This window comes from Nocardia spumae, assembly GCF_020733635.1.
Taxonomy (GTDB): Bacteria; Actinomycetota; Actinomycetes; order Mycobacteriales; family Mycobacteriaceae; genus Nocardia; species Nocardia spumae.
This window is the reverse complement of record NZ_JAJFZL010000001.1, coordinates 2,515,051-2,539,069: the sequence shown is the minus strand read 5'-3', so window position 1 is coordinate 2,539,069 and position 24,019 is coordinate 2,515,051. Positions and strand designations below refer to the sequence as shown.

Sequence of the window (24,019 nt, the reverse complement as noted above, 5' to 3'; positions counted from 1 at the left end):
CGCCCACCGCCCGGTGAGCGCCGTATTCCCTTGTCCGGCACGTCGTTCGGCTGCTCAGGCCGCGGCCCGGCTGCCGCGCACGCCGATCGCGGCGGCGGTCAGGCAGGCCGCGGCGACGATCACCACGAACCACGGGAAGATGGTGCCCATCCCCCATTCCGTGGCCGCCCAGCCCGCCAGCACGGTCGGCAGGGCCATCGCGGAATAGGCCAGCAGATAGTAGGCCGACATCGTCTCGCCGCGCTTGTGCTGTGGCACCACATTCGACAGGTGCCGCAGCGAGCCACCGAAACCCAGACCGAAGGTGGCGCCGAGCACCACCCCCGCGACCAGGACCACGACCCAGTTGTGGGTGGCCAGCGCGGGCAACGTCAGCAGCAAGGCGATCGCCATGCCCGTATCGCCGGCGACGGCCGCGCGCCGCGCCGGAATCGAGGTCGCGAACAGCTGAGCGAGGGCCCCGGCGGTCGCCGTCGAGGCCACCACGGCCCCGCCGAACACCAGGTTGTGCACCCCGGTCTTCGCCGCCGCCAGCGAGGGATACAGCGACAGCAGCACGCCCAGGACCGACCACGCCGCCATCACGCCCAGTGCGGAGAACCAGAAGTCCGCGCGAATCTCCTGCGGCACGGCCGGTTTCGCGATCCGGATCGGACCGGGTACCCGGGTGGTGTGGGTTTCGGTCATCAGCACCACACCGGCGCCGATCAGCAGGCAGAACACCGTGATCACCACGTACGGCGTGCGCAGCGGATGCGGGACGTACTGCGCGAGCAGGGCCGAGCCCAGAATGGCCACGGCCATACCGACATTGAACGCGACCCCGGTCAGCTGACCCGACCGCGCGCCGTGCTGGGGCCGCAGATCCAGCAGGGCGGCCGCACCGGCCACGACTGTCGCGCCCACCGCGACACCGTGCAGCGCGCGTGCCACCAGCAGCATCGCCACATTGTCGGCGAGCAGGAAGACGATCAGGCCGAGCACCATCGTGGCCAGCGCGCCCAGCAGCACCGGCTTGCGGCCCACCACATCGGAGACCTTCCCCGATACCAGCACCGCGGCCAGGGCGGCGATCGCGTACACGGCGAACACGATCGTGGTGGTCAGCGGCGAGAAGTGCCATTCCTTCTGATAGAGGCCGTAAAGCGGGGCGGGAACACCGGATACGCCGAGCGCTACTCCACTGGCGACCAGAATCAGCGCATAGGCCCAGGACTGGGTGGTCCGCTGGGCCGGTGCAACTGTCACGGTTGCGGCCATCGACTCTCTCCATCAGGTAAGTTTGATTGCGATCGAACTCAACCACCGTAGCGATGGTTTGATTCCCATCAAACCAAATATCCCGTGAGAAAGATCATGACCGACACCCATACGACCGTGGAGTCCCATCCGGTCGCCGCCGTACAGGACGTACTCGGCGCCCTGCACGACCCCGTGCGATTGGAGATGGTGCGCCGTCTCAGCAACGCCGGCGCCGCGATGCGCTGTGGACAGCTCTACGACACCATCAACAAGTCGACCGCCACCCACCACCTGAAGATTCTGCGTGAGGCCGGCATCACCGAGCGCATCGTCGCGGATGGGCAGACCTATGCGCGGCTGCGCACCGCGGAGGTCGACCACGCGCTGCCGGGACTGCTCGCGGCCGTGGTCGGCGCGGCCAACCGGGCCGGCGAGCAGAAACCACCGGGAGACTGACTCAGTCCGCCAATCGCCGCACCGCGCCGGGCAATTCGCGGGTGCGCCGATACGGCCCGGCCACCGAGGCCGCATAGGGCCGGGCCAGCAGGCTCGCGGCGATGGCCGAAACCTCCTCGGTGGTCACCGCGTCGATCCGGGCCAGCGTCTCGGAGACGCTGCGGTGATTGCCGTAACTGAGCTCACTGCGCCCGATGCGATTCATCCGGGATCCGGAATCCTCGAGTCCGAGCACCAGGCCACCACGCAGCGACCCCTTTGCTCGCGCGCATTCGGCGTCGGTGATCCCGTTGGCGGCAACATCTTCCAGAACACCGCGCGCCAAACTCGCCACCTCGCCGAGATTTTCGGGCTGGCAGCCCAGATAGACCGAGAACGCCCCGGTATCGGCGAAGGTGTCCACGCTCGAGTACACCGAGTACGCCAGACCCCGTTCCTCCCGGATCCGCTGGAACAACCGCGAACTCAGCCCACCGCCGAGCACCGTGTTCAACACCGACAGCGGCCAGCGCTTGTGCCCCTCGTGCCGGCCGAACGCCCGCACCCCGAAGACCAGGTGGGCCTGCTCACTGTCGCGGTAGATCCGGTGCAGTTGCGGGGCGGCCCGGGTCCGGAACCGGCCTTCGCGCCGCGGCGCCGGCGAGCACAGCGGATCGAGCCGGCCGCCGAAGGCACGGTGCACCAACTCCACCGTGTGATCGTGTTCGATATTGCCCGCCACCGCGACCACCATCCGGTCCGGCCGGTACCGGCGCAGATGGAAACCCCGCAACTGAGCGGCCGTCATCTCCTCGATCGAGTCGACGGTGCCGATCACCGGCCGCCCGATCGGATGATCGCCGAACAGTGCGGTGAGAAAGCAGTCGCCGACCAGATCCTCGGGATCGTCGTCGCGCATCGAGATCTCCTCGAGCACGACCTGACGTTCGACATCGACGTCGGCGGGCCGGCACAGGCCGTTGAGCACCACATCGGAGACCACGTCGATCGCCAGCGGCAGATCGTCGTCGAGGACATGAGCGTAATAGCAGGTCTGTTCCTTGGCGGTGAACGCGTTCAGTTCGCCGCCGACCGCGTCCACGGCCTCCGCGATCTGCAGCGCCGAGCGCGTCGGTGTCGCCTTGAACAGCAGATGTTCCAGGAAGTGCGCGGCACCGGCGACGGTCGGGCCCTCGTCACGGGAACCGACGCCCACCCAGACCCCGATCGAGGCCGAACGCACTCCGGGCACGTGCTCGGTCACCACCCGCAGGCCGCCGGGCAGCACCGTGCGCCGCACCCCGCTGTCGGAGGGAGAACCGTCCTCGGCGAGTACCAGCGACGAAACCCCCTGCTCGAGTGCGAGCAAGGGGGCCGCGTCGCTGGGAGGTCGAGCCGATGTCGCACGCGCGGAACGCTCATCGCGCGCGGCGCGCGCTGTACTGCCCGGCGCGCGTACCGAACCCTTCGAATTCGATACGCGCGCCGAGGGCTTCTTCTTCGTCACACCCAACTATTACTCGGCAGCGGCCTCGGCGACAGCCGGAGCCTCGTCGGCGGAGGCGGCCGAGTCAGCGGAGGTGTCCGCCGCTGCCTCGTCCTCGGCGACCGGAACCAGCGAGATCTTGCCGCGGTTGTCGATATCGGCGATCTCGACGCGGATCTTGTCGCCGACGTTGACCACGTCCTCGACCTTGCCGACCCGCTTGCCGTTGCCCAGCTTCGAGATGTGCACCAGACCGTCGCGGCCCGGCAGCAGCGAGACGAACGCGCCGAAGGCGGTGGTCTTGACGACCGTGCCCAGGAAGCGCTCGCCGACCTTCGGCAGCTGCGGGTTGGCGATGGCGTTGATCGCGTCGATCGCGGCCTGCGCCGACGGGCCGTCGGTCGCGCCGACGAACACGGTGCCGTCGTCCTCGATGGAGATGTTGGCGCCGGTGTCCTCGGTGATCTGGTTGATCATCTTGCCCTTGGGCCCGATGACCTCGCCGATCTTGTCGACCGGGATCTTGATCGCGGTGACGCGCGGGGCGTAGGGGCTCATCTCGTCCGGGGTGGCGATGGCCTCGGCCATCACGTCCAGGATGGTCAGGCGCGCGTCGCGAGCCTGGTTGAGCGCCCCCGCGAGCACCTTCGAGGGGATGCCGTCGAGCTTGGTGTCCAGCTGCAGGGCCGTCACGAAGTCCGGGGTACCGGCGACCTTGAAGTCCATGTCGCCGAAGGCATCCTCGGCGCCGAGGATGTCGGTCAGCGCGACGTAACGGGTCTCGGACTCACCCTTGTCGTTGGTGACCTCGTCGGACACCAGGCCCATCGCGATACCGGCGACCGGGGACTTCAGCGGCACACCCGCGTTCAGCAGCGACAGGGTCGAGGCACACACCGAACCCATCGAGGTGGATCCGTTGGATCCCAGCGCCTCCGACACCTGACGGATGGCGTAGGGGAACTCCTCCTGGCTCGGCAGCACCGGCACCAGCGCGCGCTCGGCGAGGGCGCCGTGGCCGATCTCGCGCCGCTTGGGCGAGCCGACGCGGCCGGTCTCACCGGTGGAGAACGGCGGGAAGTTGTAGTGGTGCATGTAGCGCTTGCTGGTCTCCGGGCCGAGCGAGTCGACCTGCTGGGCCATCTTCACCATGTCGAGGGTGGTGACGCCCAGGATCTGGGTCTCGCCACGCTCGAACAGCGCCGAACCGTGTGCCCGCGGCACGACCGCGACCTCGGCGGACAGGGCCCGGATATCGGCCAGGCCACGGCCGTCGATACGGAAGCCGTCGGACAGGATGCGCTGACGCACGAGCTTCTTGGTGACCGCGCGGAACGCCGCGCCGATCTCCTTCTCGCGGCCCTCGAAATCCTCGGCCAGCGCGGACAGCACCTCGAGCTTGATCTCGTCGGTGCGCTCGTCGCGCTCCTGCTTACCGGCGATCGACAGCGCCTGGCCCAGCGGAACCTTCGCGGTGCCCTCGACGGCGGTGTAGACGTCGGCCTCGTACGGCGGGAAGAGCGGGAACTCCTCGGTGGGTTTGGCGGCCAGCGTGGCCAGATCGGCCTGCGCCTTGCACAGCCGGGCGATGAACGGCTTGGCGGCCTCGAGGCCCTCGGCCACGACGGTCTCGGTCGGCGCCTGCGCACCGGCCTCGACCAGCGCGATCACCTTGTCGGTGGCCTCGGCCTCGACCATCATGATCGCGACGTCACCGGATTCGACGACGCGGCCGGCGACGACCATGTCGAAGACGGCGGTCTCGAGCTGCTCGACGGTCGGGAAGGCAACCCACTGACCGTCGATGAGAGCGACGCGCACACCGCCGACCGGACCGGAGAACGGCAGGCCGGAGATCTGGGTCGACGCCGAGGCCGCGTTGATGGCGACCACGTCGTAGAGATCCTTGGGATCCAGGCTCATCACCGTGACCACGACCTGGATCTCGTTGCGCAGGCCGTCGACGAACGACGGGCGCAGCGGACGGTCGATCAGGCGGCAGGTCAGGATCGCGTCGGTGGAGGGACGGCCCTCGCGACGGAAGAAGGAACCGGGGATGCGGCCCGCGGCGTACATCCGCTCCTCGACATCGACCGTCAGCGGGAAGAAGTCGAACTGGTCCTTGGGGTGCTTACCGGCCGTGGTGGCCGACAGCAGCATGGTCTCGTCGTCCAGGTAGGCGACGACGGAGCCGGCGGCCTGCTTGGCCAGGCGCCCGGTCTCGAATCGCACCGTGCGGGTGCCGTAGCTGCCGTTGTCGATCAGCGCCACCGATTCGAACACACCGGGTTCGACCTCGATGGCGGAGCTGGTCTGGGATTCGGTCATATTTCTGTCTCAACCTCTCGTCTTGCCGGATCCAACGCCCAGTGGCGCGATCCGGCCGGTGTCCCTGCGCTGCGGTTTCCCTGCACAGGGGCAGCCGTACCCGGGTTCGGGCGCGCGGCAACCCTCCTGGCTGCGGCGGCGCACACCCGGCCGATCCCCCATGGAACCGGCGACGCGGAGGCGGTCATCGATCGAAGCCCGCCGGCAACTCTCGCCGAAAGGCCACTACCGAAGACCGACGCCACGCGTGCGGGTGCATACGGCTGGTGCGGTGCCGATATACGACTAACCGACGGGGAAGAGTCTATGCCTCCCCGTCGGCTGCGCGTTAACTACCTTGTGATTGTCAGCGCGTCTCGCTCGCGTCGTATGGGTGCGAGTGGATCAGCGCCGCAGGCCGAGCCGCTCGATCAGAGTGCGGTAGCGCTCGATGTCCTTGGCCTGCAGGTACTTCGACAGGCGACGGCGACGGCCGATCAGGCCCAGCAGGCCGTGGCGGGTGTGGTGATCGTGCTTGTGCACCTTCAGGTGCTCGGTCAGGTCGGCGATCCGCTTGGACAGCATGGCGATCTGGGCCTCCGGCGAACCGGTGTCCTTCTCGTGCAGGCCGTACTCCTTGAGGATGGCCGCCTTCTGCTCGGTGGTCAGAGCCACGAATTCACTCCTAATTTCTCAGTCCGCGCTCGAGGACACCGGGAAATCCCGGGCGGGCGCCACCGCGGACCGCAGCAGACCCGACGAGCCAGCCTACCGGATCACCTGCGCCGATCCGAATCGGACTGCCATCCCCGCCACCGGCGCGCCCGGCCCGGCCCGGCGAGGGGTGCGCGGGCATTACCCGACGGGTAATCGCTTCCGTTCCCCGCGACTGCGAATGTTGTTGGCACACCACAGAAACAGGAGATGACGATGCCGTACTTCCAGACCGCCGACAACACCACACTCGCCTACGAGGTGTACGGCACGGGCGCCCCGATCGTGTTCCTCGCCGGATGGTCGCTCAACACCGATATGTGGGAACACCAGGTGCCGTACCTCGTCGAGCGAGGCTACCGCTGCATTCTGCTCGATCGGCGCGGTCACGGCCGCTCCGACCGCCCGGCCGACGGCTACGACAACGACACCCGCGCCGACGACGTGGCCGCGTTCCTCGAACACCTGGATATCCGCGACGCCGTGCTCATCGGGCATTCCGGTGGCGGCGCGGAGGCGGTGCACTACCTGGCCCGGCACGGTCAGGACCGCATTCGCAAGCTCGTGCTGGTGGCCGCGGCGGTCCCCAAACTGCGCTGGAGCGAGGACCACCCCGCGGGAGTTCCCGCGGCCGCGATCGACGCGTCGATCGCCGCGCTGTGCGCCGACCGGGCCAAGTGGATGGCGGACCGCGCGCAGGGCTACTTCGCGACCCACCTGGGCAACGACGTCTCCCCCGCGCTGATCGACCAAGAGGTCCGCCGCTGCCTGTCGTGTGCCCCGTGGGCCGCGACGACGATGCAGCGCGAGATCGCCGATTCCGATCTGCGGCCGGATCTGGCGCGGATCACCGTTCCGGTCCTGCTGCTGCACGGTCTGGCCGATCAATCGATCCCGATCGAGCCGACCAGCCGGGTCGCGGTGGACCTGCTGGCGGACGCCGTCCTGAAGGAGTTCCCGACGGCCGGACACGGGCTCTACGTCACCCACGCCGCCGAACTCAACCGCGAGATCGACGAATTCGCCTCGCGGTGAACCCGATTCGCGTCGTCTCACCGGACGGGCCGGTGAGACGATCGCGGAGGGCTCAGCCCGCGGAGCCGGCGGCGAGGACCTGGCGGGTCTGCTCGACGTCGCCGCGCATCGCGGCGATCAGCTCGTCCACCGAATCGAAACGGCGCATACCGCGCAGATGCTTCACGAAATCGACCGCGACGTGCTGGCCGTACAGATCGGCCTCGGTATCGAGCACGAACGCCTCCACCGTTCGCGTGCGGCCGGAGAACGTCGGATTGGTACCGACCGAGATCGCCGCCATCACCGGCTTGCCGGGACGGATGTCGCCGACGGTCTCCCCGGCGGCCAGCACGGTGAACCAGCCCGCGTACACGCCGTCGGCGGGAATGGCGGCATGCATCGGCGGCGCCACGTTGGCGGTCGGGAAGCCCAGTTCGCGGCCCCGGCCGTCACCGTGCACCACCACCCCCTCCACCCGGTGCGGGCGGCCCAGCGCGTCGGCCGCCGCGGCCATATCGCCGGCATCGACGCAGGCCCGGATGTAGGTGGAGGACAAGGTCACCGCATGCTCGCCGACCAGGGTCACCCCGTCGACCTCGAAGCCGAACCGGCCGCCCAGCTCGCGCATGGTCTCCACGGTGCCGGCGGCCTTCTTGCCGAAGGTGAAGTTGTCACCGACCACGACCTCGGCCACATGCAACTTCTCGACCAGCAGATCGTGGACGTAGCGGCCGGGGGTCAGCTTCATGAAGTCCTGCGTGAACGGCATCACGCAGAACACATCGATACCGAGTTCCTCCACCAGTTCCGCGCGCCGGGTCAGCGTGGTGAGCTGCGCCGGATGCGAACCGGGGCGCACCACCTCCATCGGATGCGGATCGAAGGTCATCAGAACCGAGGGAACACCGCGTACCGCAGCGGATTTCACGGCACGGCTGATCAGCTGGGCGTGACCGCGATGGACACCGTCGAACACGCCGATGGTGAGCACGCACCGCCCCCAGTCCGGTGGCATTTCCTCGAGACTTCGCCATCTCTGCACACACCGCAGCCTACGCAAGAGCGGACACCGACCGGGATTCGGCGGGGCTGTTGTTCACCCGACCGTCACCGGCGACAGGGTGAACCAGCGCCCGCGGGTCGCGGGCGTGGTCACGCCAGGCTGCCTCCTCCGAGCCCACGCCTGCCCCCGCTGTGCCTGATGAGCGGGGCCCGCCACGAGCTCTCCGTGGTTACGCAGGCTGCCTCCTCCGAGCCCGCGCCTGCCCCCGCTGTGCCTGACGAGCGGGGCCCGCCACGAGCTCTCCGTGGTTACGCAGGCTGCCTCCTCCGAGCCCGCGCCTGCCCCCGCTGTGCCTGATGAGCGGGGCCCGCCACGAGCTCTCCGTGGTTACGCAGGCTGCCTCCTCCGAGCCCGCGCCTGCCCCCGCTAAGCTCGATACGTGCCCGGAAAACGTGATGTCGCCACCCGGCGTGAGCTGGCAGATTCCGCTGCGTCACAAGCGTCTCCCGATTCGGGCGCGAGCGAGCAGGCCGGGAGCGTGGCGCCGTCGCTGTCCTCGGTCGCTCAGGATTACCTGAAGGTGATCTGGAGCGCTCAGGAATGGTCACAGGAGAAGGTCTCGACCAAACTGCTCGCCGAACGGATCGGGGTATCGGCCTCGACGGTGTCGGAGGCGGTACGCAAACTCGCCGATCAGGGATTGGTCGAACACGCCCGCTACGGGGCGATCACCCTGACCGAGAACGGCCGCCGGGCCGCGGTCACCATGGTGCGCCGGCACCGGCTGATCGAGACATTCCTGGTCAACGAACTCGGCTACGGCTGGGACGAGGTGCACGACGAGGCCGAGGTGCTCGAGCACGCCGTCTCGGAGACCCTGGTGGCCCGCATCGACGCCAAGCTCGGCCACCCCGACCGCGATCCGCACGGCGACCCGATCCCGTCGGTCGACGGCGCGGTCCCCACACCACCCGCACATCAGCTCAGCGATTTCCAGGCCGGTCAGTCCGGCCGGGTGGCGCGCATCTCGGACTTCGATCCGGCGATGCTGCGCTACTTCGATTCGGTCGGCATCGCCCTGGACACGGTGATCACCGTGATCGAGCGGCGCGATTTCGCCGGAACGATCGCGGTGCGGATCGGCGAGCACACCATCGATCTGGGTAGCCCTGCGGCCGAGGCGATCTGGCTGACCTCCTGATCCGATCGCCCCGGCCGGACCTCAGTGCGCGACCAGCGCCGCCGCCCGCTCGGCGATCGCGGTGCCCAGCTGCGTCGTGGTCGCGGTCCCGCCCAGATCGGGAGTGCGCACCGCACCCTCGGCGAGCACATCGCAGACCGCGCGATCGACCGCCGCCGCGGCCGCGGATTCGCCCAGCTGCTCGAGCATCATGGCACCGGCGAGGATCTGCGCCACCGGATCGGCGATGCCCTGGCCCGCGATATCCGGCGCACTGCCGTGGACGGCCTCGAACATCGAGGGCGCGTCCCGGGCCGGATTGATATTGCCCGACGGCGCGAGCCCCAGCCCGCCGGTCACCGCGGCGGCCAGATCGGAGAGGATGTCGCCGAACAGGTTCGACCCCACGATCACGTCGAGCCGATCCGGATGCAGCACGATCTCCGCGGCCAGCGCGTCGACGTGCATCTGCCGCGTCTGCACATCGGGATAGTCGGCGGCGATGCGCTCGAAGACGCTGTCCCAGTAGGGCATCGAGTGGATGAGGCCGTTGGATTTGGTGGCCGAGCACAGTTTCCGATCGCGCCGGCGCGCCTGCTCGAACGCGTAACGGATGATGCGCTCACATCCGGTCCGGGTGAATATCGACTCCTGGACCACGAATTCGTCGGAACGGCCCGGATTGTGCGTACCGCCGATCGCGGAGTATTCGCCCTCGGAATTCTCCCGGACGATCAGGATGTCGAGATCTTCGGCGCCGCGTCCGCGCAGCGCCGATTCGGTCCCCGGCAGCAACCGCACCGGCCGCAGATTCACGTACTGGCCGAATGCGCGCCGCAGCGGGATCAGCAGCCCCCACAGCGAAATGTGGTCGGCCACACCGGGAAAGCCCACCGCGCCGAGCAGGATCGCGTCGAATCCGGCGAGCTGTTCGGGGCCGTCGGCGGGCATCATGGCACCGGTGCGCAGATACTGCTCACAGGACCAGTCGAATTCGGTCCACTCGATACCGGGCAGCACCGCGTCGAGGACCTTGACGGCCTCGATCGTCACATCGACGCCGATACCGTCTCCGGGAATGGTGGCAATTCGGAACACCGGCATCACAGTGCCACCCCGATGTACTTGGTCTCCAGGAACTCGTCGATGCCGCCGAAGCCGCCCTCGCGGCCGAGGCCGGACTCCTTGACCCCGCCGAACGGCGCGGCCGGATTCGACACCACTCCCTGATTGAGCCCGACCATTCCGGTGTCGAGCGCCTCGCTCACCCGCAGCCCGCGCCGCAGATTCTCGGTGAACACGTAGGAGACCAGGCCGTAGGGGGTGTCGTTGGCGCGGGTGATCGCCTCCTCCTCGGTATCGAACACCGTCAGCCCGGCCACCGGACCGAAGATCTCGGTGGCGAACATCTCGGCATCGTCGGGCACATCGGTGAGCACGGTGGCGGGATAGAAGTATCCGGGCCCGTCCACCGCGGTCCCGCCCAGTACCACCGTGGCGCCGCGCCGGCGGGCATCGTCGACCAGTTCCGAAACCTTCGTCACGGCGGCGGCGTCGATCAGCGGCCCGACCACGACCCCGTCGTCGGTGCCACGCCCCATCGGCAGTGCCGCCATTCGCTCGGCCAGCCGGCGGGCGAATTCCGCGGCGACCGGGCGCTGCACGAGGATGCGATTCGCGGCCGTGCAGGCCTGCCCGATATTGCGCATCTTCGCCGCCAGCGCGCCCTCGATCGCCGCGTCCAGGTCGGCGTCGTCGAAGACGATCAGCGGCGCGTTGCCGCCCAGTTCCATCGATGTCCGCATGACCGTCTTCGCACACTGCTCCAGCAGCAGCTTCCCGACCGCGGTCGATCCGGTGAAGGACAATTTGCGAGACCGGCTGTCGGCGATCATCGCACCGGTGACCGCGGCCGGATCCGAGGTGGTGACCACATTGACCACACCGTCGGGAACACCTGCGGCACTGAGGATCTCGGCCAGCGCGAGGGTGCACAGCGGCGTCTGTTCGGCGGGTTTGACGACACTGGTGCAGCCCGCGGCCAGGGCGGGCCCGATCTTGCGGGTGGCCATCGCCATCGGGAAGTTCCACGGGGTGATCAGCAGACTCGGGCCGACCGGCTGGCGGGTCACCAGGAACCGGGAACCGCCCGTGGGCGCCGGCATGTACCCGCCGTCGACGCGGACCGCTTCCTCGGCGAACCAGCGGAAGAACTCCGCGGCGTAGGCGATCTCACCGCGCGCCTCGGCCAGCGGTTTACCCATTTCGGCGGTGGCGATGCGGGCCAGCCGCTCGGTGTCGTCGAGCAGTGCCCGGTGGGCGCGCTGCAGGATCTCCGAACGAGTGCGGGCGGGAGTGGCCGCCCAGTCGGCCTGCGCGGCCGCGGCGGCGGCGAGCGCGTCCAGTCCGTCCTGCGGGCCGGCGTCGGCGACGGTGCACAGTGCCTGCCCGGTCGCGGGGTCGACGACCGGCGTCCGGGCCGCGGTATCGCACCACTGTCCGCCGATGAACAATCCTGTCGGCACACTGTCGATCGCCGCCCGCGTGGCCGCGTCCGCCTCCGCAACGGTTTGCGTCATCGCTTGCTCCTCTGTTCTGCGGGACACCCGCACCCGGTCGCGACGATGACCGGCCGCGCGATAGCCGGCCATCGTCGCTCTCTACCCATTTCCAGCGCTGTCATTGCCGTCACCGTCGCCGCCATGTTATACGTATTGTCAACAATCCGACAATAAGAATCCGGGACCGTCCGGATTTCCCCGTCGCCCGGGAGGCGGATCACCATGACTGCACTTTCCCCCGTTCTCAAGCAGGCCACACCGGTCACTGTCGACCATGGCGAAGGCTGCTACCTGTACGACACCGACGGTCGCCGCTATCTGGATTTCACCGCCGGAATCGGCGTCACCAGCACCGGACACTGCCACCCCCGCGTGGTCGAGGCCGCGCGCGAACAGATCGGCAGCCTGATCCACGGCCAGTACACGACCGTGATGCATCGCCCGCTGCTGCGCCTGACCGAACGCCTCGCCGATGTGCTGCCGTCCCATCTGGACTCGCTGTTCTTCGCCAACTCCGGCAGCGAGGCCGTGGAAGCGGCGCTGCGCCTGTCCCGCCAGGCCACCGGCCGGCCCAATGTCGTGGTGTTCCACGGCGGGTTCCACGGCCGCACCGTCGCCACCGCCACCATGACCACCTCCGGCACCCGATTCTCGGCCGGCTTCAGCCCGCTGATGAGTGGCGTCCACGTCGCGCCGTTCCCCACCGCCTACCGGTACGGCTGGTCGGAGGAACAGGCCACCGACTTCGCGCTGCGCGAACTCGACTACGTGCTCACGACCCTCACCGCACCGAACGAAACGGCCGCGTTCATCGTCGAGCCGGTGCTGGGCGAGGGCGGCTACATCCCCGGCAACACCCGGTTCTTCCAGGGGCTGCGGGAGCGGGCGGACCGGCACGGCATTCTGCTGGTCCTCGACGAGATCCAGACCGGATTCGGCCGCACCGGAAAGTTCTTCGGCCACCAGCATTTCGACGTGCGACCGGACATCATCACGATCGCGAAGGGTCTGGCCAGCGGCTTCCCGCTGTCCGGTATCGCGGCCCCGCGCGAGCTGATGGCGAAGGCATGGCCGGGATCCCAGGGCGGGACCTACGGCGGGAACGCGGTCGCGTGCGCGGCCGCGGTGGCGACCATCGATGTCATCGAATCCGAGGGACTGGTCGACAATGCCGCCGCTCGCGGCGAACAACTGCTGGCCGGGGTCCGGGCCGGCGCCACCAAGGCGGTCGGCGATGTGCGCGGCCTCGGACTGCTCGTCGGCAGCGAATTCACCACCGCGACGGGCGAACCCGATACCGCCACCGCGGCCGCGGCACAGCGGCTGGCCGCCGAGCACGGCCTGCTGCTGCTGACCTGCGGCGCATACAGCAATGTGGTGCGCATGATCCCACCGCTGATCGTGACCTCCGAGCAGATCGAGGAGGCCCTGGCCATCTGGGCACGGGTCCTCGACGAGCTGTAACCGCGACCGACCGCGATCCGAACAGGAGATCTCGATGGCCCGATACCTCACCATCACCTTGACCAAGGCGGGCGTCAGTGTGCGCGCGCGATTGCTCGACGAGCTGGCGCCACACACCTGCGCGGCGGTCTGGGACGCCCTGCCGCAGGAGGGCGACGCCTTCCACGCCAAATACGCCCGCAACGAGGTGTACACCCTGGTGCCGCGCATCACCGCGGCGCCACATCGCGAGAATCCCACTGTCACCCCCATTCCGGGCGATGTGTGCCTGTTCGACTTCGAGCCGTGGGAGATCGGCAACCCCGCCTACGGGTACGAGCCCGGCTCGGCCGCGCACGACGCCCAGGGGGCGACCGACCTCGCACTGTTCTACGACCGCAACAATCTGCTGATCAACGGTGATATGGGCTGGGTGCCGGGCAATGTGTTCGCCACCATCGAGTCCGGACTGCCCGAACTCGGGGCGGCCTGCAACGCACTGTGGCTGCGTGGGGTGGAGGGCGAAACCCTCGCCTTCACCAGAGCTTCCGACTGACGCGCGCGCCTGCGGCCCGGACCGGGAAGGTCCGGGCCGCAGGCGTGTTCACGCCAGTACCAATTCGGCGAAGCGTGCCACGGCGAGCACGAAATCGTCGGAGTGCCGGGGCCCGACGATCTGCAGGCCCACCGGCATCCCCGCGGCCGTCACCCCGGCCGGGATACTGATCGCGGGCTGCTGGGTGAGGTTGAAGGGATAGGTGAACGGCGTCCACTGCGGCCAGCTCTCGAGCGCGCTGCCCGGCGGCACATCGTGTCCCGCCTCGAAGGCGGTGATCGGCACGGTGGGGGTGATCAGCACATCGTGCGCGGTGTGGAAGGCGCCCATGGCGATTCCCACTTCGGCGGCCACGGCGCGGGCGTCGATGTAGTCCACCGCGCTGAGGGTGCGGCCGCGGTCCCACACCGCACCGAGTCCGGGATCGACACGCTCCCGCGTCCCGGGGGGAAAGGTCGCCAGCATCGCCGCCGCGCCCGCTGCCCACATCTGTTCGAACGCCGCGCGTGGATCGGCGAATCCGGGATCGGCCTCGACCACCCGCAGTCCCGCTTCGTCGAGCCGCCGCACCGCCGCCCCGACCACGGCCGCCACCTCCGGATCGACCTCGGCGAAGCCGAGCGTCGCCGAGTACCCGACCGTCGCCCCGCGCACTTCCCGCTGCAGTTCACCGCGGAAGGTGGCCAGCGGCGGCGCGCCCGCGGTGGGGTCACGCGGATCGGGCAGCGACAGGATGTCCATCAGCAGCGCCACATCCTCGACGGTCCGGGCGAAGGGCCCACCGTGCGCCAGCGGGCCGAACGGGCTGGCCGGATACAGCGGAATACGACCGTGGGTGGGCTTGAACCCGACCACCCCGCAGAACGACGCCGGAATCCGCACGCTGCCGCCACCGTCGGTGCCGATCGAGACCGGTCCCATCCCGGCCGCCACCGCGACGGCCGAACCGCCGGAGGACCCGCCCGAGGTCTTGGCCGGGTCGACCGGGTTGCGGGTGATTCCCGTCAGCGCGCTGTCGGTGGTCGCCTTCCACGCCAGCTCCGGCGTGGTGGTCTTACCGAGGAAGACCAGGCCGTCCTCGCGCAGCCGGGCCGCGGCCGGGCTGTCGACCGGCCACGGCACATCGGGCCGGATCGAGGTCGAGCCGCGCAGCGTCGGCCAGCCCTCGGTCAGGAAGATGTCCTTGATCGAGATCGGGACGCCGTCGAGCAGGCCCTGCGCATGTCCGTTGTGCCAGCGCGCCTCGGATTCCTTGGCCTGTATCAGGGCCCGCTCCGGATCGACGAGACAGAACGCGTTGAGGGTCTCGTCGCGCGCGGCGATCGCGTCCAGCGCCGCCTTGGTGGCCTCGACAGGAGACAAAGCCCCGGCCGAATAGGCGGCGGCCAACTCCGCCGCGGTCATCGCCGCGGGGTCGGTCCCTGTTTCCGGGTGGGCCATCGTAGCTCCCTTCAGCTGGGTACGTAGCCCAGCTTCTTGTCGACCACATTCTCTAAGGGCTGACCGGTCATCCAGCGCTCGAAGTTGTCTGCGAACGCGGTGACGATCTCCGATCGCCAGCCGAGGAAATCGCCGCTGTTGTGCGGGGTGAGCACGACATTCGGCAGTTCCCACAGCGGGTGCGCGGCGGGCAGCGGTTCCGGGTCGACCACATCCAGCGCGGCACCCGCGAGCGCACCGTTGCGCAACGCGGCGACGAGATCATCGGTAACCACGGATTCCCCACGGCCGACGTTGACGAAACGCGCATGCGGCTTCATCGCCGCGAACGCGCTCGCATCGAACATGTGCCGGGTCTGCGGAGTCAGCGGCGTCACACAGATCACGTAGTCCGCGGCGGGCAGTTCGGCGTGCAGATCGGTCGCCACCGTCCCGAAGTCCGGATCGTCGGTGCGCGCGGTGCGTCCCACGCCGCGCACTCGCATACCGACCGCACGCAGCAACCGGGCGATGGTGCGGCCGATCGAACCGGTGCCGACCACCAGGGCACAGGCGCCCGCGATCCGCTCGGATTCGCGATGCCGCCAGATATGACGCTGTTGCAGCCGCAACGATTCGGGCACATCCTTGGCGAAGTTGAGGATCTGGGCCAGGACGTACTCGGCGATGGGCCGGTCGAACAGGCCGCGAGTATTGGTGACCACCACATCGCTGTCGATCAGCGCGTCGAACATCACGGCGTCGACGCCCGTGGCTCCGACGTGCACCCAGCGCAGCCGATCGGCGTGCTGCCACGCGGCCGGGACGGCCGTGCTCTGGAAGTCGTAGACGAACAGCACGTCGGTACCGGGCAACGCACTTCCCAGTACCGGCCCGTCGGCGTAACGGACGGTAGCGTGCTCCGACACCGGGCGCATTCGATGCGCGTCGGGCTCGGTGCCGTCGTGCAGGACGGTGACAACTGGGCCCGCGTTCATATTGACAGGCTAAAAACCCATCGTATGCTTGTCAACAATCCGATTGTGCGCGGAGGATATTCGGCCGTTACGCGAGAGGGGCCCTCGTGGATCTGAATTTTCCCGAGTTGGAAGGTCCCGTCGCGCAACGGGGCATCGGGATCATCGCACCGTTCGATCTGGCACTCGAACGGGAACTATGGCGCTGGGCGCCGCTGGAGGTGAGCCTGCATCTGGCCCGCACACCGTACGAACCGGTGCCCGTCTCGTTGGAGATGGCCGAACTGGTCTCCGACGCAATACATCTCACCGCGGCCACCCGCAACGTCGCACACGTGGAGCCGGAGGTGGTCGCCTACCTGTGCAGCTCCGGCAGTTTCATCAAGGGGCTGGCCTACGAACGGTCACTGTGCGAGACCATCCGCCGGGCCGGTGCGCTCGACGCGGTGACGACCTCGGGCGCTCTGGTCGAGGCGATCGGCAAGCTGAACCTGTCGCGGCTGTCGGTCATCACCCCGTATGACGAGATCCTCACCGGGAAACTGCACGAATTCCTGCGTGAAGCCGGGTGCGAGGTGCTGCGTTCGGACCACCTGGGCCTCGGCGGCGGAATCTGGAAGGTCAGCTACCGCACGATCGCCGAGCGCATCATCGCCGCCGACGACCCCGGCGCCGAGGCAATCTTCGTCAGCTGTACCAATCTGCCCACTTACGACCTCATCGAACCGCTCGAGCAGTACCTCGGTAAACCGGTGCTGACCGCCAACCAACTGACCATGTGGGCCTGTCTGGGACGCATGAAGTTGCCCATGATGGGCCCCGGCAAATGGCTGCAGAACGTCTTCTAGGAGGCATTGTGGAACCCACCATCGGCTTCATCTACCCCGACCATGCCGCCGAGGACGACTACCCCTGGACGGCAACACAACTCGGCGTCGACCTGCGGGTCGCCCACATCTACGGCACCGATCTGCACGCGGTGCCCGAACTGCTCGATCTGGGCAGCCCGGAGAAGTTGCGCCAGGGGGCCGAACTGCTCGCGCCCTACCGCCCACAGGCCGTGATCTGGGCCTGTACCTCGGGCAGTTTCGTCTACGGCCCGCAGGGCGCGCGCGAGCAGGTCGACCGGCTCGCCGAGGTGTGCGGGGTCCCGGCCTCGAGCACCAGCTTCGCCTTCGTCGACGCCGCGGCGGCCCTGGGCGTCCGCACCGTCGCGGTCTGCGCCAGCTATCCCGACGAGGTCGCGACCCTGTTCGTGGACTTCCTCGCCGCCGCCGACATCCGGGTGGTGTCGATGTCGAGCGCCGGTATCGACACCGCCGCCGAAGTGGGCACCCTGACGCACAATCAGGTGCTGGAGCTTGCGGTGGCCAACGATCACCCCGATGCCGAGGCGCTGCTGATCCCCGACACCGCCATGCATACGATGAGGGTGCTTCCGGCGCTGGAATCGGCGCTCGGCAAGCCGGTGCTCACCGCGAACCAGGTCACCGTCTGGCAAGGTATGCGATCGGCCGGCCTGCGCGCCGTCTCGCCGCCGTCCGGACCGCGGCTCGGAACGCTCTTCTCGGAAAGGCCGATTCATGTCGGTGATTGAATTCGAACCCGTGAATCGGCAGTCCACGGCGGAAATGATCGCCGACCGACTGCGCGCGGCCATCGTGCGCGGCACGCTGGCGCCGGGAACTCAGCTGGTGGAGGCCGACCTCGCGACCCAGTTCGACGTCTCCCGCGGACCGGTTCGGGAGGCGATGCAGCGCCTGGTCTCGGAGGGGCTGCTGCACAGCGTGCGTCATCGCGGCATCTTCGTGATCGAACTCAGCCTCGACGACGTGGTCGACATCTACCGCGCCCGCTCCGCGATCGAGGGCGGCGCCCTGGAGCTGATTCTCGACGGCCGGCGCGAAATCGCCTATCAAGCCCTGGAACCCAGCGTCACGGCGATGCGGGCCTGCGCCGAACGCGGGGACGCCACCGGTGTCACCGAGGCCGACCACGCCTTCCATCAGGCTCTGGTCACCAGCGCCGACAGTCCACGCCTGGTCCGCGCGGCCCAGACCCTGCTCATCGAGACGCGAATGTGCCTGGGCGCGTTGCAGACCACCTACACCGACCTCGCCGAGCAGGCCCGCGAACATGTCGCGCTGCGCGAGGCCGTCGCCACCGGCCTGCCACAGGATGTGCGCGAACTACTGCTCGGGCACATGCGCGACGCCGTCGAACGTCTCCGCGAGGAGATGCGCGGCGCCAACGGGTAGGCCCGCCACCGATTCCCGGCTCAGTCGATGAGCCCGCGGGGACGCACCACGAATACCGGTGCGGCCCGCTTCCCCTTTTCCTCCAGCAGGGCGATGGCCCGGCCGTCGGCGGTCGCGGCCGCGTACACCCCGCGGATACCGGCCGGGTCGAGCCAGCGGCCGTCGCGTAGCGATTCCGCCTGCCCGGCGTCGATCTCCCGGTGTGGGAACGCCAGGCGCACAGCGGAATCGATATCGAGGTTCAGACTCGGATCCGCGGCGAGCTGTTCCAGCGTGCGGGCGTGCTCGAGGGTGAACGGACCGACGCGGGTGCGCCGCAACGCGGTCAGGTGGCCGCCGACACCCAGCGCGGCACCGAGATCGCGAGCCAGGGCCCGGATGTAGGTGCCCGACGAGCATTCGACCTCGACGTCCAGATCGACGAATACGGTTGTGGCGGTGTCGACATCGCGGCGACGCAGAATGTCGAACCGGCCGACGGTCACCGGCCGCGCCGCCAGTTGCACATCCTCGCCGGCCCGCGCGCGGGCATAGGCGCGTTCCCCGTTCACCTTGATCGCACTGACCGTCGAGGGCACCTGCTCGATCTCTCCGCTGAGATCGGCTACCGCGGAGGCGATATCGGCATCGGTGACCTGTGCCGCGGAGAGCGTGGCCAGAACCTCGCCCTCGGCATCGTCGGTGACGGTGGCCTGACCGAGCCGGATGGTCGCCGCGTACGCCTTGGTCGTCAGACTCAGCAGCCCGAGCAGTTTGGTGGCCCGTTCGACGCCGAGCACCAGTACCCCGGTGGCCATCGGGTCCAGGGTGCCGGCATGCCCGATCTTCCTGGTACGCAGGATCTTCCGGCATTTCGCGACCACATCGTGGCTGGTCTGCCCGCCGTCCTTGTCGATGACGAGCAGCCCGCCCAACGCGTCGACGACCGCCGCGTGCTCGGCCATCAGCCCGCCACGATCGCGGTCAGGATCAGCCCCTCGGCGATCGTCCACCGGCCGTCGAAGGCGGTCAGCGGCGCACCACCGTCATTGGCCTGCCCGGGCACCAGCAGCGCGCTGTGGAAGGTGCCGGCGGTACCGCTGTCGTCGACGGTGAAGGTGATGTGGGCATCCTCGAAGCCGAGCCAGCGCAGCGTCAGCGGGAACCACGCCTTGTAGGTGGCCTCCTTGGCGCAGAACAGCAGCCGGTCCATATGCAGTCCGGTCGCCGGGATCGCTCCCCGTAGCCACTCCCGTTCGGCGGGCAGGCTCACCGATTCGAGAACGCCCTCGGGCAGGGTGTCGTGTGGTTCGGCATCGATGCCCACCGACCGCCAGCGCAGGCGGTGCGCCAGCACCGCCGCGCGGTATCCGTCGCAATGGGTGAGGCTGCCCACCACACCGCGCGGGAACAGCGGCATTCCCCGCTCGCCCTTGCCGATCGCGACCGGCGGCTCACCGAGCTCGGCCAGCGCCAGCCGGGCACAGTGCCGGGCGCCGATGAAATCGCGGCGCCGCTTCTCCACCGATTGCGCGATCAGATGTTCCTCGCCGGGATGCGGTTTCAGGTCCTCCGGATACCGCAACAGCTCCGCCGCCGCCACGCCCGCGGGCAGGATACTGCCGATGACGCGGGTGCCCGCCTGTTCCTCGATGACCGCCTCCTGAGTCCAGCCTGTCTGCGCTACGAGCCTAGCGGGCGCCGGACACCTCGGTGACCGGGTGCACCGTCAGCGCACACCACGGCGACGCTCGGCCTGGCGCCGCATCTCCTCGGCGGCGGCCCGCATCTCGGGGGTGATCTTGAAGTGGCCGCCCCACTCGTTCAGATCGTCGGGTCCGTACTCGGGCGCGGGCAGAATCTGGCGCAGCAGTTTGTCGGGCAGCCCGCGCCGCTGCCATTCGCGCGGATATCCGAGCGAGACCTCCTCGAACCGCACCTCGTCGTAGAAGGTCGTACGCGGAATGTGCAGATGGCCGTACACCGAGCAGACCACGTTGTAGCGGGTATGCCAATCGGCGGTCTCCTCGGTACCGCACCACAGCGAGAACTCCGGATAGAACAGCATTCTGGTGGGCTCACGCACCGTCGGGAAATGGTTGACCATCACCACCGCGGTGCCGGGATCCAGCGCGTCCAGACGCCGCTTGCTGTACTGCACCCGGGCCCGGCACCAGGCATCGCGAGTCAGGTACGGATCGCTGGCCAGCAGGAATTCATCGGTGGCGACCACATTGCGATCGCGGGCGATGGTCAGCGCGTCGGCCTTGGTGACGGCGCCGTCGGGCATCCACGAATAGTCGTAGAGCACGAACAGCGGCGCGATGGTCACCGCGCCTCCGTACTGCTGCGCGCCCGCCCCCTCCCAGACCGGGAACGGATCCTCCGGCGTGACGACATCGAGGTCACGGCACATGGCCACCAGATAGTCGTAGCGCGCGGCGCCCTTGATCTGCACCGGGTCCTTGGCCGTGGTCCACAGCTCGTGATTCCCCGGCACCCAGATCACCTTCGCGAAGCGTTCGCGCAGGGTGCGCAGCGCCCACCGGATGTCGTCGGTCTTCTCCCCCACGTCGCCGGCGAGGATCAGCCAGTCCTCGGGCGAATCGGCCCGGATCTGCTCGACGACCGGCTTGTTCCCCTGATGACCGACATGGATATCGCTCACCGCCATCAACTTCGGAATCACTGTTCCACCATGCCCGATCCTCGCCGGGTGGGCACACCCGCCCCGGCCACCGCCGTCATTCGCACGACACCCGCACCCGATCGGCACCGCGAGTGGCCGCGCCGGTCACTCACCGCGCCACGACGACGACCGGGGAATCTCCGACCCGACCCGCACCCAGCGGCCCGACAGCGCACGCCCGGCGACCGCGAGCAGGCGCAGCAGGATGAAGGCGCTCAGTCCCGACCAGATGCCCGCGATCCCCCAGTCGAAGGTCAGTGCCAGCCAGATGGCCGGCAGGAATCCGGCCAGCGCGGCGGCCATCGTGGTGTTGCGCAGATAGGAGGCGTCACCGGCACCCAGCAGGACCCCGTCGAGCGCGAAGACCACTCCGGCGGCCGGAATGAGCGCCACGAAGAACCACCAGATCACGTGCACCCGATCGAGCACCGTCGGATCATCGGTGAACAACCGTGGAATCACCGAATACCCGGCGGCGAAGATCACCGCCAGCAGCACGGCGAACACCGTGGACCACAGCGTGATTCGCCGCGCCAGCCGCCGGGCCCCGGATGCGTCCCCGGCGCCCAGCGCCGCACCGGTCAGCGTCTGCGCGGCGATCGCCAGCGAATCCAGTGTCAGCGACAGGAAGTTCCACAGCTGCAACACCAGTTGATGCGCTGCCACCGAGGCGGCGCCGAACCGCGCCGCGACCGCGCCCGCGGAGACGAAGCAGGCCTGGAAGGCCAGGCTGCGCACGATCAGATCGCGGCCGAGCACCAGCTGCGCGCGCATCACCGCGGGTCTCGGACGCAGCGAAACCCGTTGCCGCACCAGGGCTGCGGCGAACAACGCGCCCGAGATCAGCTGCCCGGTCACATTGGCCACCGCCGAACCGGCCAGTTCCAGCCGGGGCATACCCAGCAGCCCGTGTACCAGCAGCGGGCAGAGCACGGCCGAGACAATCAGTCCGGCAACGACGTACGCCAGCGGTCTGCGCGTCTGCTGGACACCGCGCAACCAGCCGTTGCCCGCCATGGTGAGCAGGATCAGCGGCACCCCGAACAGCGCGATCCGCAGCCACCCCAGCGCCTCGTCCGCGATGTCGTGCCCGCCGGCGATCACATCCACGATCGGCCGCGCGCATATCTGCAGCACCACGACGATCGCCAGGCCCGCGGCCACCGCGAGCCAGCTGGCCTGCACACCTTCGGCCACCGCACCCGGTGTGTCCCCCGCACCGTGACGGCGCGACGACCGCGCCGTGGTGCCGTAGCTGAGGAAGGTCAACTGCGTGCTGACCTGGCCGAGAATCAGGCCGCCGACCGCCAGCCCCGCCAGAGCCAGCGCTCCCAGCCGGCCGACGACCGCCATATCGAACAGCAGATAAACCGGTTCGGCGACGAGCACGCCCAGGGTGGGCACCGCGATACCGAGGATCCGCCGGGGTCCGGCGGCCACGGGATCCGGCCGGATTCGGGCCGCGCCGTGCGCATCCTCCACGGCCCCGTCGAGCCGGGCCGCACTCCCCTCGGCGGGAGTCATCCGGCACCTCGTCCCGGCCGGCGGCGATGCCGCCGCATCCCCGGGGCTTCGTCGAACCGGATCACCTGACCTCCCACCGTCGCGTGCTGTGCCCGCCTCACGATCGCACAGCGCGCTGACAGGTCGCGCCCGGCCGTGGTCGCGGGGTCAGCGGCCGGACTACCGCGCGCCGTCCAGGGCCGAGACCAGGTTCGCCACCAGTTCCCCGGCGGCACCCTCGGTCGTATATCCGGCGGCATAGCGATGGCCGCCACCGCCCAGCGCCGCCGCGACCCGGGCCACATCCACCGCGTCACCCGCCCCGACACCGCTGTCGCGCGACCGCAGCGATACCGTCCACCGATCCGGATCGGCCCGCGATTGTTTGAATACCGCCGCGATATCGGCCTCGGCCGTGGTGCGGACGACGTCGATGACGCTTTCCACCTCTTCCGAGCGCACCCCCTCGGTGTCTCCGGCCCGCACGAACGCGTACACGAGCCCGGCGCCGCCGGCGGCTTCCGGTTGCAGCCGCGCCGACCCCAGCACCCGCGACAGCATCGACAACCAGCCGAACGGATGCGTATCCATCAGTGTGCGAGTGATTCCGGCACCATCGATCCCGGTCGCCAGCAACCGATCGGCTAGCAGATGGGTTCCGGGTCCGCCCCAGCGGAAGCAGCCGGTATCGGTCACCAGGCCCGCGAACAGGCAGTGCGCGATATCGCGATCGATCTCCTCACCCCAGGCGTCGAAGACCCGCGCCAGCACGCTGGTCGTCGACTCCGCGGTGTCGTCGATCAGGTTCACGGTGCCGAAGCGGGTGTTGGAGCGATGGTGATCGATCACCAAAGTGGTTGCCGCACCGTCGATCCGGTCCGCCAGCGCGCCGAGCCGACCGGCACTGCCGCAGTCGACGGTGACCAGCAGGTCCACCCGCGCGGCGACCCGGTCGGCCGCGACCAGATGTTCGACGCCGGGCAGCGATCGCATCGACGCCGGGAGATCACTCGGTTCCGCGAACGACACCTGTACCGGGACGCCGCGCCGATGCAGCACCTGCGCCAGCGCCAGTCCGCTACCGACGGTGTCGGCGTCGGGTTGCACATGGCAGAGCACCGTCACCGATCGGGCCGCCGCCAAAATTTCGACGGCCGCGGCCGGATCGGCCGTCGACGTCACTGCTGTCATATCCAGGCTCGATTCTCCGGTGACCCGGCCGGGTCAGCACCCGGACCGGTCGCCCGCAT

At 68.9% G+C, this 24,019-nt stretch carries 22 protein-coding genes; 8 read left to right on the top strand and 14 right to left on the bottom strand.

Features of this window, described 5'->3' with window-relative positions; all coding sequences use genetic code 11:
• Nucleotides 1–54: 54 nt before the first annotated feature.
• Nucleotides 55–1,260 (bottom strand): MFS transporter, encoded by a 1,206-nt coding sequence (locus LKD76_RS11025; protein WP_227980930.1) that lies wholly within the window; start codon nucleotides 1,258–1,260, stop codon nucleotides 55–57.
• A 96-nt stretch (nucleotides 1,261–1,356) separates the two neighbouring features.
• Between LKD76_RS11025 and LKD76_RS11020 the strand changes: the two genes are divergently transcribed.
• Complete coding sequence (locus LKD76_RS11020) at nucleotides 1,357–1,698, top strand: ArsR/SmtB family transcription factor (RefSeq protein WP_227980929.1); 342 nt, start codon at nucleotides 1,357–1,359, stop codon at nucleotides 1,696–1,698.
• Nucleotide 1,699: 1 nt separating this feature from the next.
• On the opposite strand, the gene LKD76_RS11015 is transcribed toward LKD76_RS11020, so the two are convergent.
• The 3 genes from LKD76_RS11015 to rpsO form a co-directional block, all read right to left on the bottom strand.
• The gene (locus tag LKD76_RS11015) at nucleotides 1,700–3,016 is read right to left on the bottom strand and encodes a M16 family metallopeptidase (RefSeq protein WP_227985202.1); all 1,317 of its coding nucleotides are present in this window, start codon (nucleotides 3,014–3,016) and stop codon (nucleotides 1,700–1,702) included.
• Between the two features lie 177 nt (nucleotides 3,017–3,193).
• A complete protein-coding gene (locus LKD76_RS11010; protein WP_227980928.1) occupies nucleotides 3,194–5,491 on the bottom strand; it encodes a polyribonucleotide nucleotidyltransferase in 2,298 nt (765 codons plus the stop codon).
• Nucleotides 5,492–5,875: 384 nt separating this feature from the next.
• Nucleotides 5,876–6,145 carry a 30S ribosomal protein S15 gene (gene rpsO / locus LKD76_RS11005; RefSeq protein WP_227980927.1) on the bottom strand — a complete coding sequence of 90 codons (270 nt, stop codon included), beginning with the start codon at nucleotides 6,143–6,145 and terminating at the stop codon, nucleotides 5,876–5,878.
• 255 nt (nucleotides 6,146–6,400) lie between these two features.
• On the opposite strand from rpsO, the gene LKD76_RS11000 reads away from it, so the two are divergent.
• Nucleotides 6,401–7,219, top strand: a complete 819-nt coding sequence (locus LKD76_RS11000; RefSeq protein WP_227980926.1) for an alpha/beta fold hydrolase — start codon at nucleotides 6,401–6,403, stop codon at nucleotides 7,217–7,219.
• A 52-nt stretch (nucleotides 7,220–7,271) separates the two neighbouring features.
• Here the strand turns inward: LKD76_RS11000 and LKD76_RS10995 are convergent, their stop codons facing one another.
• On the bottom strand, nucleotides 7,272–8,243 hold the full coding sequence (locus LKD76_RS10995; protein ID WP_227980925.1) for a bifunctional riboflavin kinase/FAD synthetase: 972 nt from the start codon (nucleotides 8,241–8,243) through the stop codon (nucleotides 7,272–7,274).
• A gap of 499 nt (nucleotides 8,244–8,742) precedes the next feature.
• Here LKD76_RS10995 and LKD76_RS10990 point away from each other — a divergent pair, with 499 nt between their 5' ends.
• Nucleotides 8,743–9,405, top strand: coding sequence for a metal-dependent transcriptional regulator (locus tag LKD76_RS10990; protein WP_227985201.1), 663 nt, complete (start codon nucleotides 8,743–8,745; stop codon nucleotides 9,403–9,405).
• A gap of 21 nt (nucleotides 9,406–9,426) precedes the next feature.
• Here the strand turns inward: LKD76_RS10990 and LKD76_RS10985 are convergent, their stop codons facing one another.
• Nucleotides 9,427–10,488, bottom strand: coding sequence for a tartrate dehydrogenase (locus tag LKD76_RS10985; RefSeq protein WP_227980924.1), 1,062 nt, complete (start codon nucleotides 10,486–10,488; stop codon nucleotides 9,427–9,429).
• A complete protein-coding gene (locus tag LKD76_RS10980) occupies nucleotides 10,488–11,963 on the bottom strand; it encodes an NAD-dependent succinate-semialdehyde dehydrogenase (protein WP_227980923.1) in 1,476 nt (491 codons plus the stop codon). The genes LKD76_RS10985 and LKD76_RS10980 overlap by 1 nt, the downstream gene beginning before the upstream one ends.
• A 204-nt stretch (nucleotides 11,964–12,167) precedes the next feature.
• On the opposite strand from LKD76_RS10980, the gene LKD76_RS10975 reads away from it, so the two are divergent.
• Nucleotides 12,168–13,409 carry an aspartate aminotransferase family protein gene (locus LKD76_RS10975; protein ID WP_227980922.1) on the top strand — a complete coding sequence of 414 codons (1,242 nt, stop codon included), beginning with the start codon at nucleotides 12,168–12,170 and terminating at the stop codon, nucleotides 13,407–13,409.
• Between the two features lie 34 nt (nucleotides 13,410–13,443).
• Nucleotides 13,444–13,944: a DUF3830 family protein gene (locus tag LKD76_RS10970; protein WP_227980921.1), complete on the top strand. Its 501-nt coding sequence runs from the start codon at nucleotides 13,444–13,446 to the stop codon at nucleotides 13,942–13,944.
• A gap of 48 nt (nucleotides 13,945–13,992) precedes the next feature.
• On the opposite strand, the gene LKD76_RS10965 is transcribed toward LKD76_RS10970, so the two are convergent.
• Nucleotides 13,993–15,384 (bottom strand): amidase, encoded by a 1,392-nt coding sequence (locus LKD76_RS10965; protein WP_227980920.1) that lies wholly within the window; start codon nucleotides 15,382–15,384, stop codon nucleotides 13,993–13,995.
• 11 nt (nucleotides 15,385–15,395) lie between these two features.
• Nucleotides 15,396–16,361: a D-2-hydroxyacid dehydrogenase gene (locus tag LKD76_RS10960; protein ID WP_227980919.1), complete on the bottom strand. Its 966-nt coding sequence runs from the start codon at nucleotides 16,359–16,361 to the stop codon at nucleotides 15,396–15,398.
• An 86-nt stretch (nucleotides 16,362–16,447) separates the two neighbouring features.
• Between LKD76_RS10960 and LKD76_RS10955 the strand changes: the two genes are divergently transcribed.
• From LKD76_RS10955 to LKD76_RS10945, 3 genes are read left to right on the top strand one after another with little or no spacing between them, the layout of a single operon-like run.
• Nucleotides 16,448–17,188: a maleate cis-trans isomerase family protein gene (locus LKD76_RS10955; protein WP_227980918.1), complete on the top strand. Its 741-nt coding sequence runs from the start codon at nucleotides 16,448–16,450 to the stop codon at nucleotides 17,186–17,188.
• Entirely contained in the window at nucleotides 17,167–17,937 is a 771-nt protein-coding gene (locus LKD76_RS10950; RefSeq protein ID WP_227980917.1) for a maleate cis-trans isomerase family protein, read from the top strand. The genes LKD76_RS10955 and LKD76_RS10950 overlap by 22 nt, the downstream gene beginning before the upstream one ends.
• Entirely contained in the window at nucleotides 17,924–18,598 is a 675-nt protein-coding gene (locus LKD76_RS10945) for a GntR family transcriptional regulator (RefSeq protein WP_227980916.1), read from the top strand. Before LKD76_RS10950 ends, LKD76_RS10945 begins: the two co-directional genes overlap by 14 nt.
• 20 nt (nucleotides 18,599–18,618) lie before the next feature.
• Here LKD76_RS10945 and truB read toward each other — a convergent pair whose 3' ends face one another.
• The 5 genes from truB to LKD76_RS10920 all read right to left on the bottom strand — a co-directional run bounded on the left by truB (nucleotide 18,619) and on the right by LKD76_RS10920 (nucleotide 23,960).
• On the bottom strand, nucleotides 18,619–19,542 hold the full coding sequence (gene truB / locus LKD76_RS10940; RefSeq protein WP_227980915.1) for a tRNA pseudouridine(55) synthase TruB: 924 nt from the start codon (nucleotides 19,540–19,542) through the stop codon (nucleotides 18,619–18,621).
• A complete protein-coding gene (npt, locus tag LKD76_RS10935) occupies nucleotides 19,542–20,180 on the bottom strand; it encodes a 4'-phosphopantetheinyl transferase Npt (protein ID WP_308188519.1) in 639 nt (212 codons plus the stop codon). Before npt ends, truB begins: the two co-directional genes overlap by 1 nt.
• A gap of 126 nt (nucleotides 20,181–20,306) precedes the next feature.
• A complete protein-coding gene (locus LKD76_RS10930; RefSeq protein WP_227980914.1) occupies nucleotides 20,307–21,266 on the bottom strand; it encodes a metallophosphoesterase family protein in 960 nt (319 codons plus the stop codon).
• A 105-nt stretch (nucleotides 21,267–21,371) separates the two neighbouring features.
• Nucleotides 21,372–22,790: an MATE family efflux transporter gene (locus LKD76_RS10925; RefSeq protein WP_255659920.1), complete on the bottom strand. Its 1,419-nt coding sequence runs from the start codon at nucleotides 22,788–22,790 to the stop codon at nucleotides 21,372–21,374.
• 159 nt (nucleotides 22,791–22,949) lie between these two features.
• Entirely contained in the window at nucleotides 22,950–23,960 is a 1,011-nt protein-coding gene (locus tag LKD76_RS10920) for a DHH family phosphoesterase (protein ID WP_227980913.1), read from the bottom strand.
• Between the last annotated feature and the right edge of the window lie 59 nt (nucleotides 23,961–24,019).

What these genes read in the sequence shown, in the direction of transcription:
- LKD76_RS11025 (WP_227980930.1), bottom strand. Translation starts at nt 1,260, where the DNA reads ATGGCCGCAACCGTGACAGTTGCACCGGCCCAGCGGACCACCCAGTCC.
- LKD76_RS11020 (WP_227980929.1), top strand. Translation starts at nt 1,357, where the DNA reads ATGACCGACACCCATACGACCGTGGAGTCCCATCCGGTCGCCGCCGTA.
- LKD76_RS11010 (WP_227980928.1), bottom strand. Translation starts at nt 5,491, where the DNA reads ATGACCGAATCCCAGACCAGCTCCGCCATCGAGGTCGAACCCGGTGTG.
- LKD76_RS11000 (WP_227980926.1), top strand. Translation starts at nt 6,401, where the DNA reads ATGCCGTACTTCCAGACCGCCGACAACACCACACTCGCCTACGAGGTG.
- LKD76_RS10985 (WP_227980924.1), bottom strand. Translation starts at nt 10,488, where the DNA reads ATGCCGGTGTTCCGAATTGCCACCATTCCCGGAGACGGTATCGGCGTC.
- LKD76_RS10980 (WP_227980923.1), bottom strand. Translation starts at nt 11,963, where the DNA reads ATGACGCAAACCGTTGCGGAGGCGGACGCGGCCACGCGGGCGGCGATC.
- LKD76_RS10975 (WP_227980922.1), top strand. Translation starts at nt 12,168, where the DNA reads ATGACTGCACTTTCCCCCGTTCTCAAGCAGGCCACACCGGTCACTGTC.
- LKD76_RS10970 (WP_227980921.1), top strand. Translation starts at nt 13,444, where the DNA reads ATGGCCCGATACCTCACCATCACCTTGACCAAGGCGGGCGTCAGTGTG.
- LKD76_RS10965 (WP_227980920.1), bottom strand. Translation starts at nt 15,384, where the DNA reads ATGGCCCACCCGGAAACAGGGACCGACCCCGCGGCGATGACCGCGGCG.
- LKD76_RS10960 (WP_227980919.1), bottom strand. Translation starts at nt 16,361, where the DNA reads ATGAACGCGGGCCCAGTTGTCACCGTCCTGCACGACGGCACCGAGCCC.
- LKD76_RS10950 (WP_227980917.1), top strand. Translation starts at nt 17,167, where the DNA reads ATGGCTGCAGAACGTCTTCTAGGAGGCATTGTGGAACCCACCATCGGC.
- LKD76_RS10945 (WP_227980916.1), top strand. Translation starts at nt 17,924, where the DNA reads ATGTCGGTGATTGAATTCGAACCCGTGAATCGGCAGTCCACGGCGGAA.
- truB (WP_227980915.1), bottom strand. Translation starts at nt 19,542, where the DNA reads ATGGCCGAGCACGCGGCGGTCGTCGACGCGTTGGGCGGGCTGCTCGTC.
- LKD76_RS10925 (WP_255659920.1), bottom strand. Translation starts at nt 22,790, where the DNA reads ATGACTCCCGCCGAGGGGAGTGCGGCCCGGCTCGACGGGGCCGTGGAG.
- LKD76_RS10920 (WP_227980913.1), bottom strand. Translation starts at nt 23,960, where the DNA reads ATGACAGCAGTGACGTCGACGGCCGATCCGGCCGCGGCCGTCGAAATT.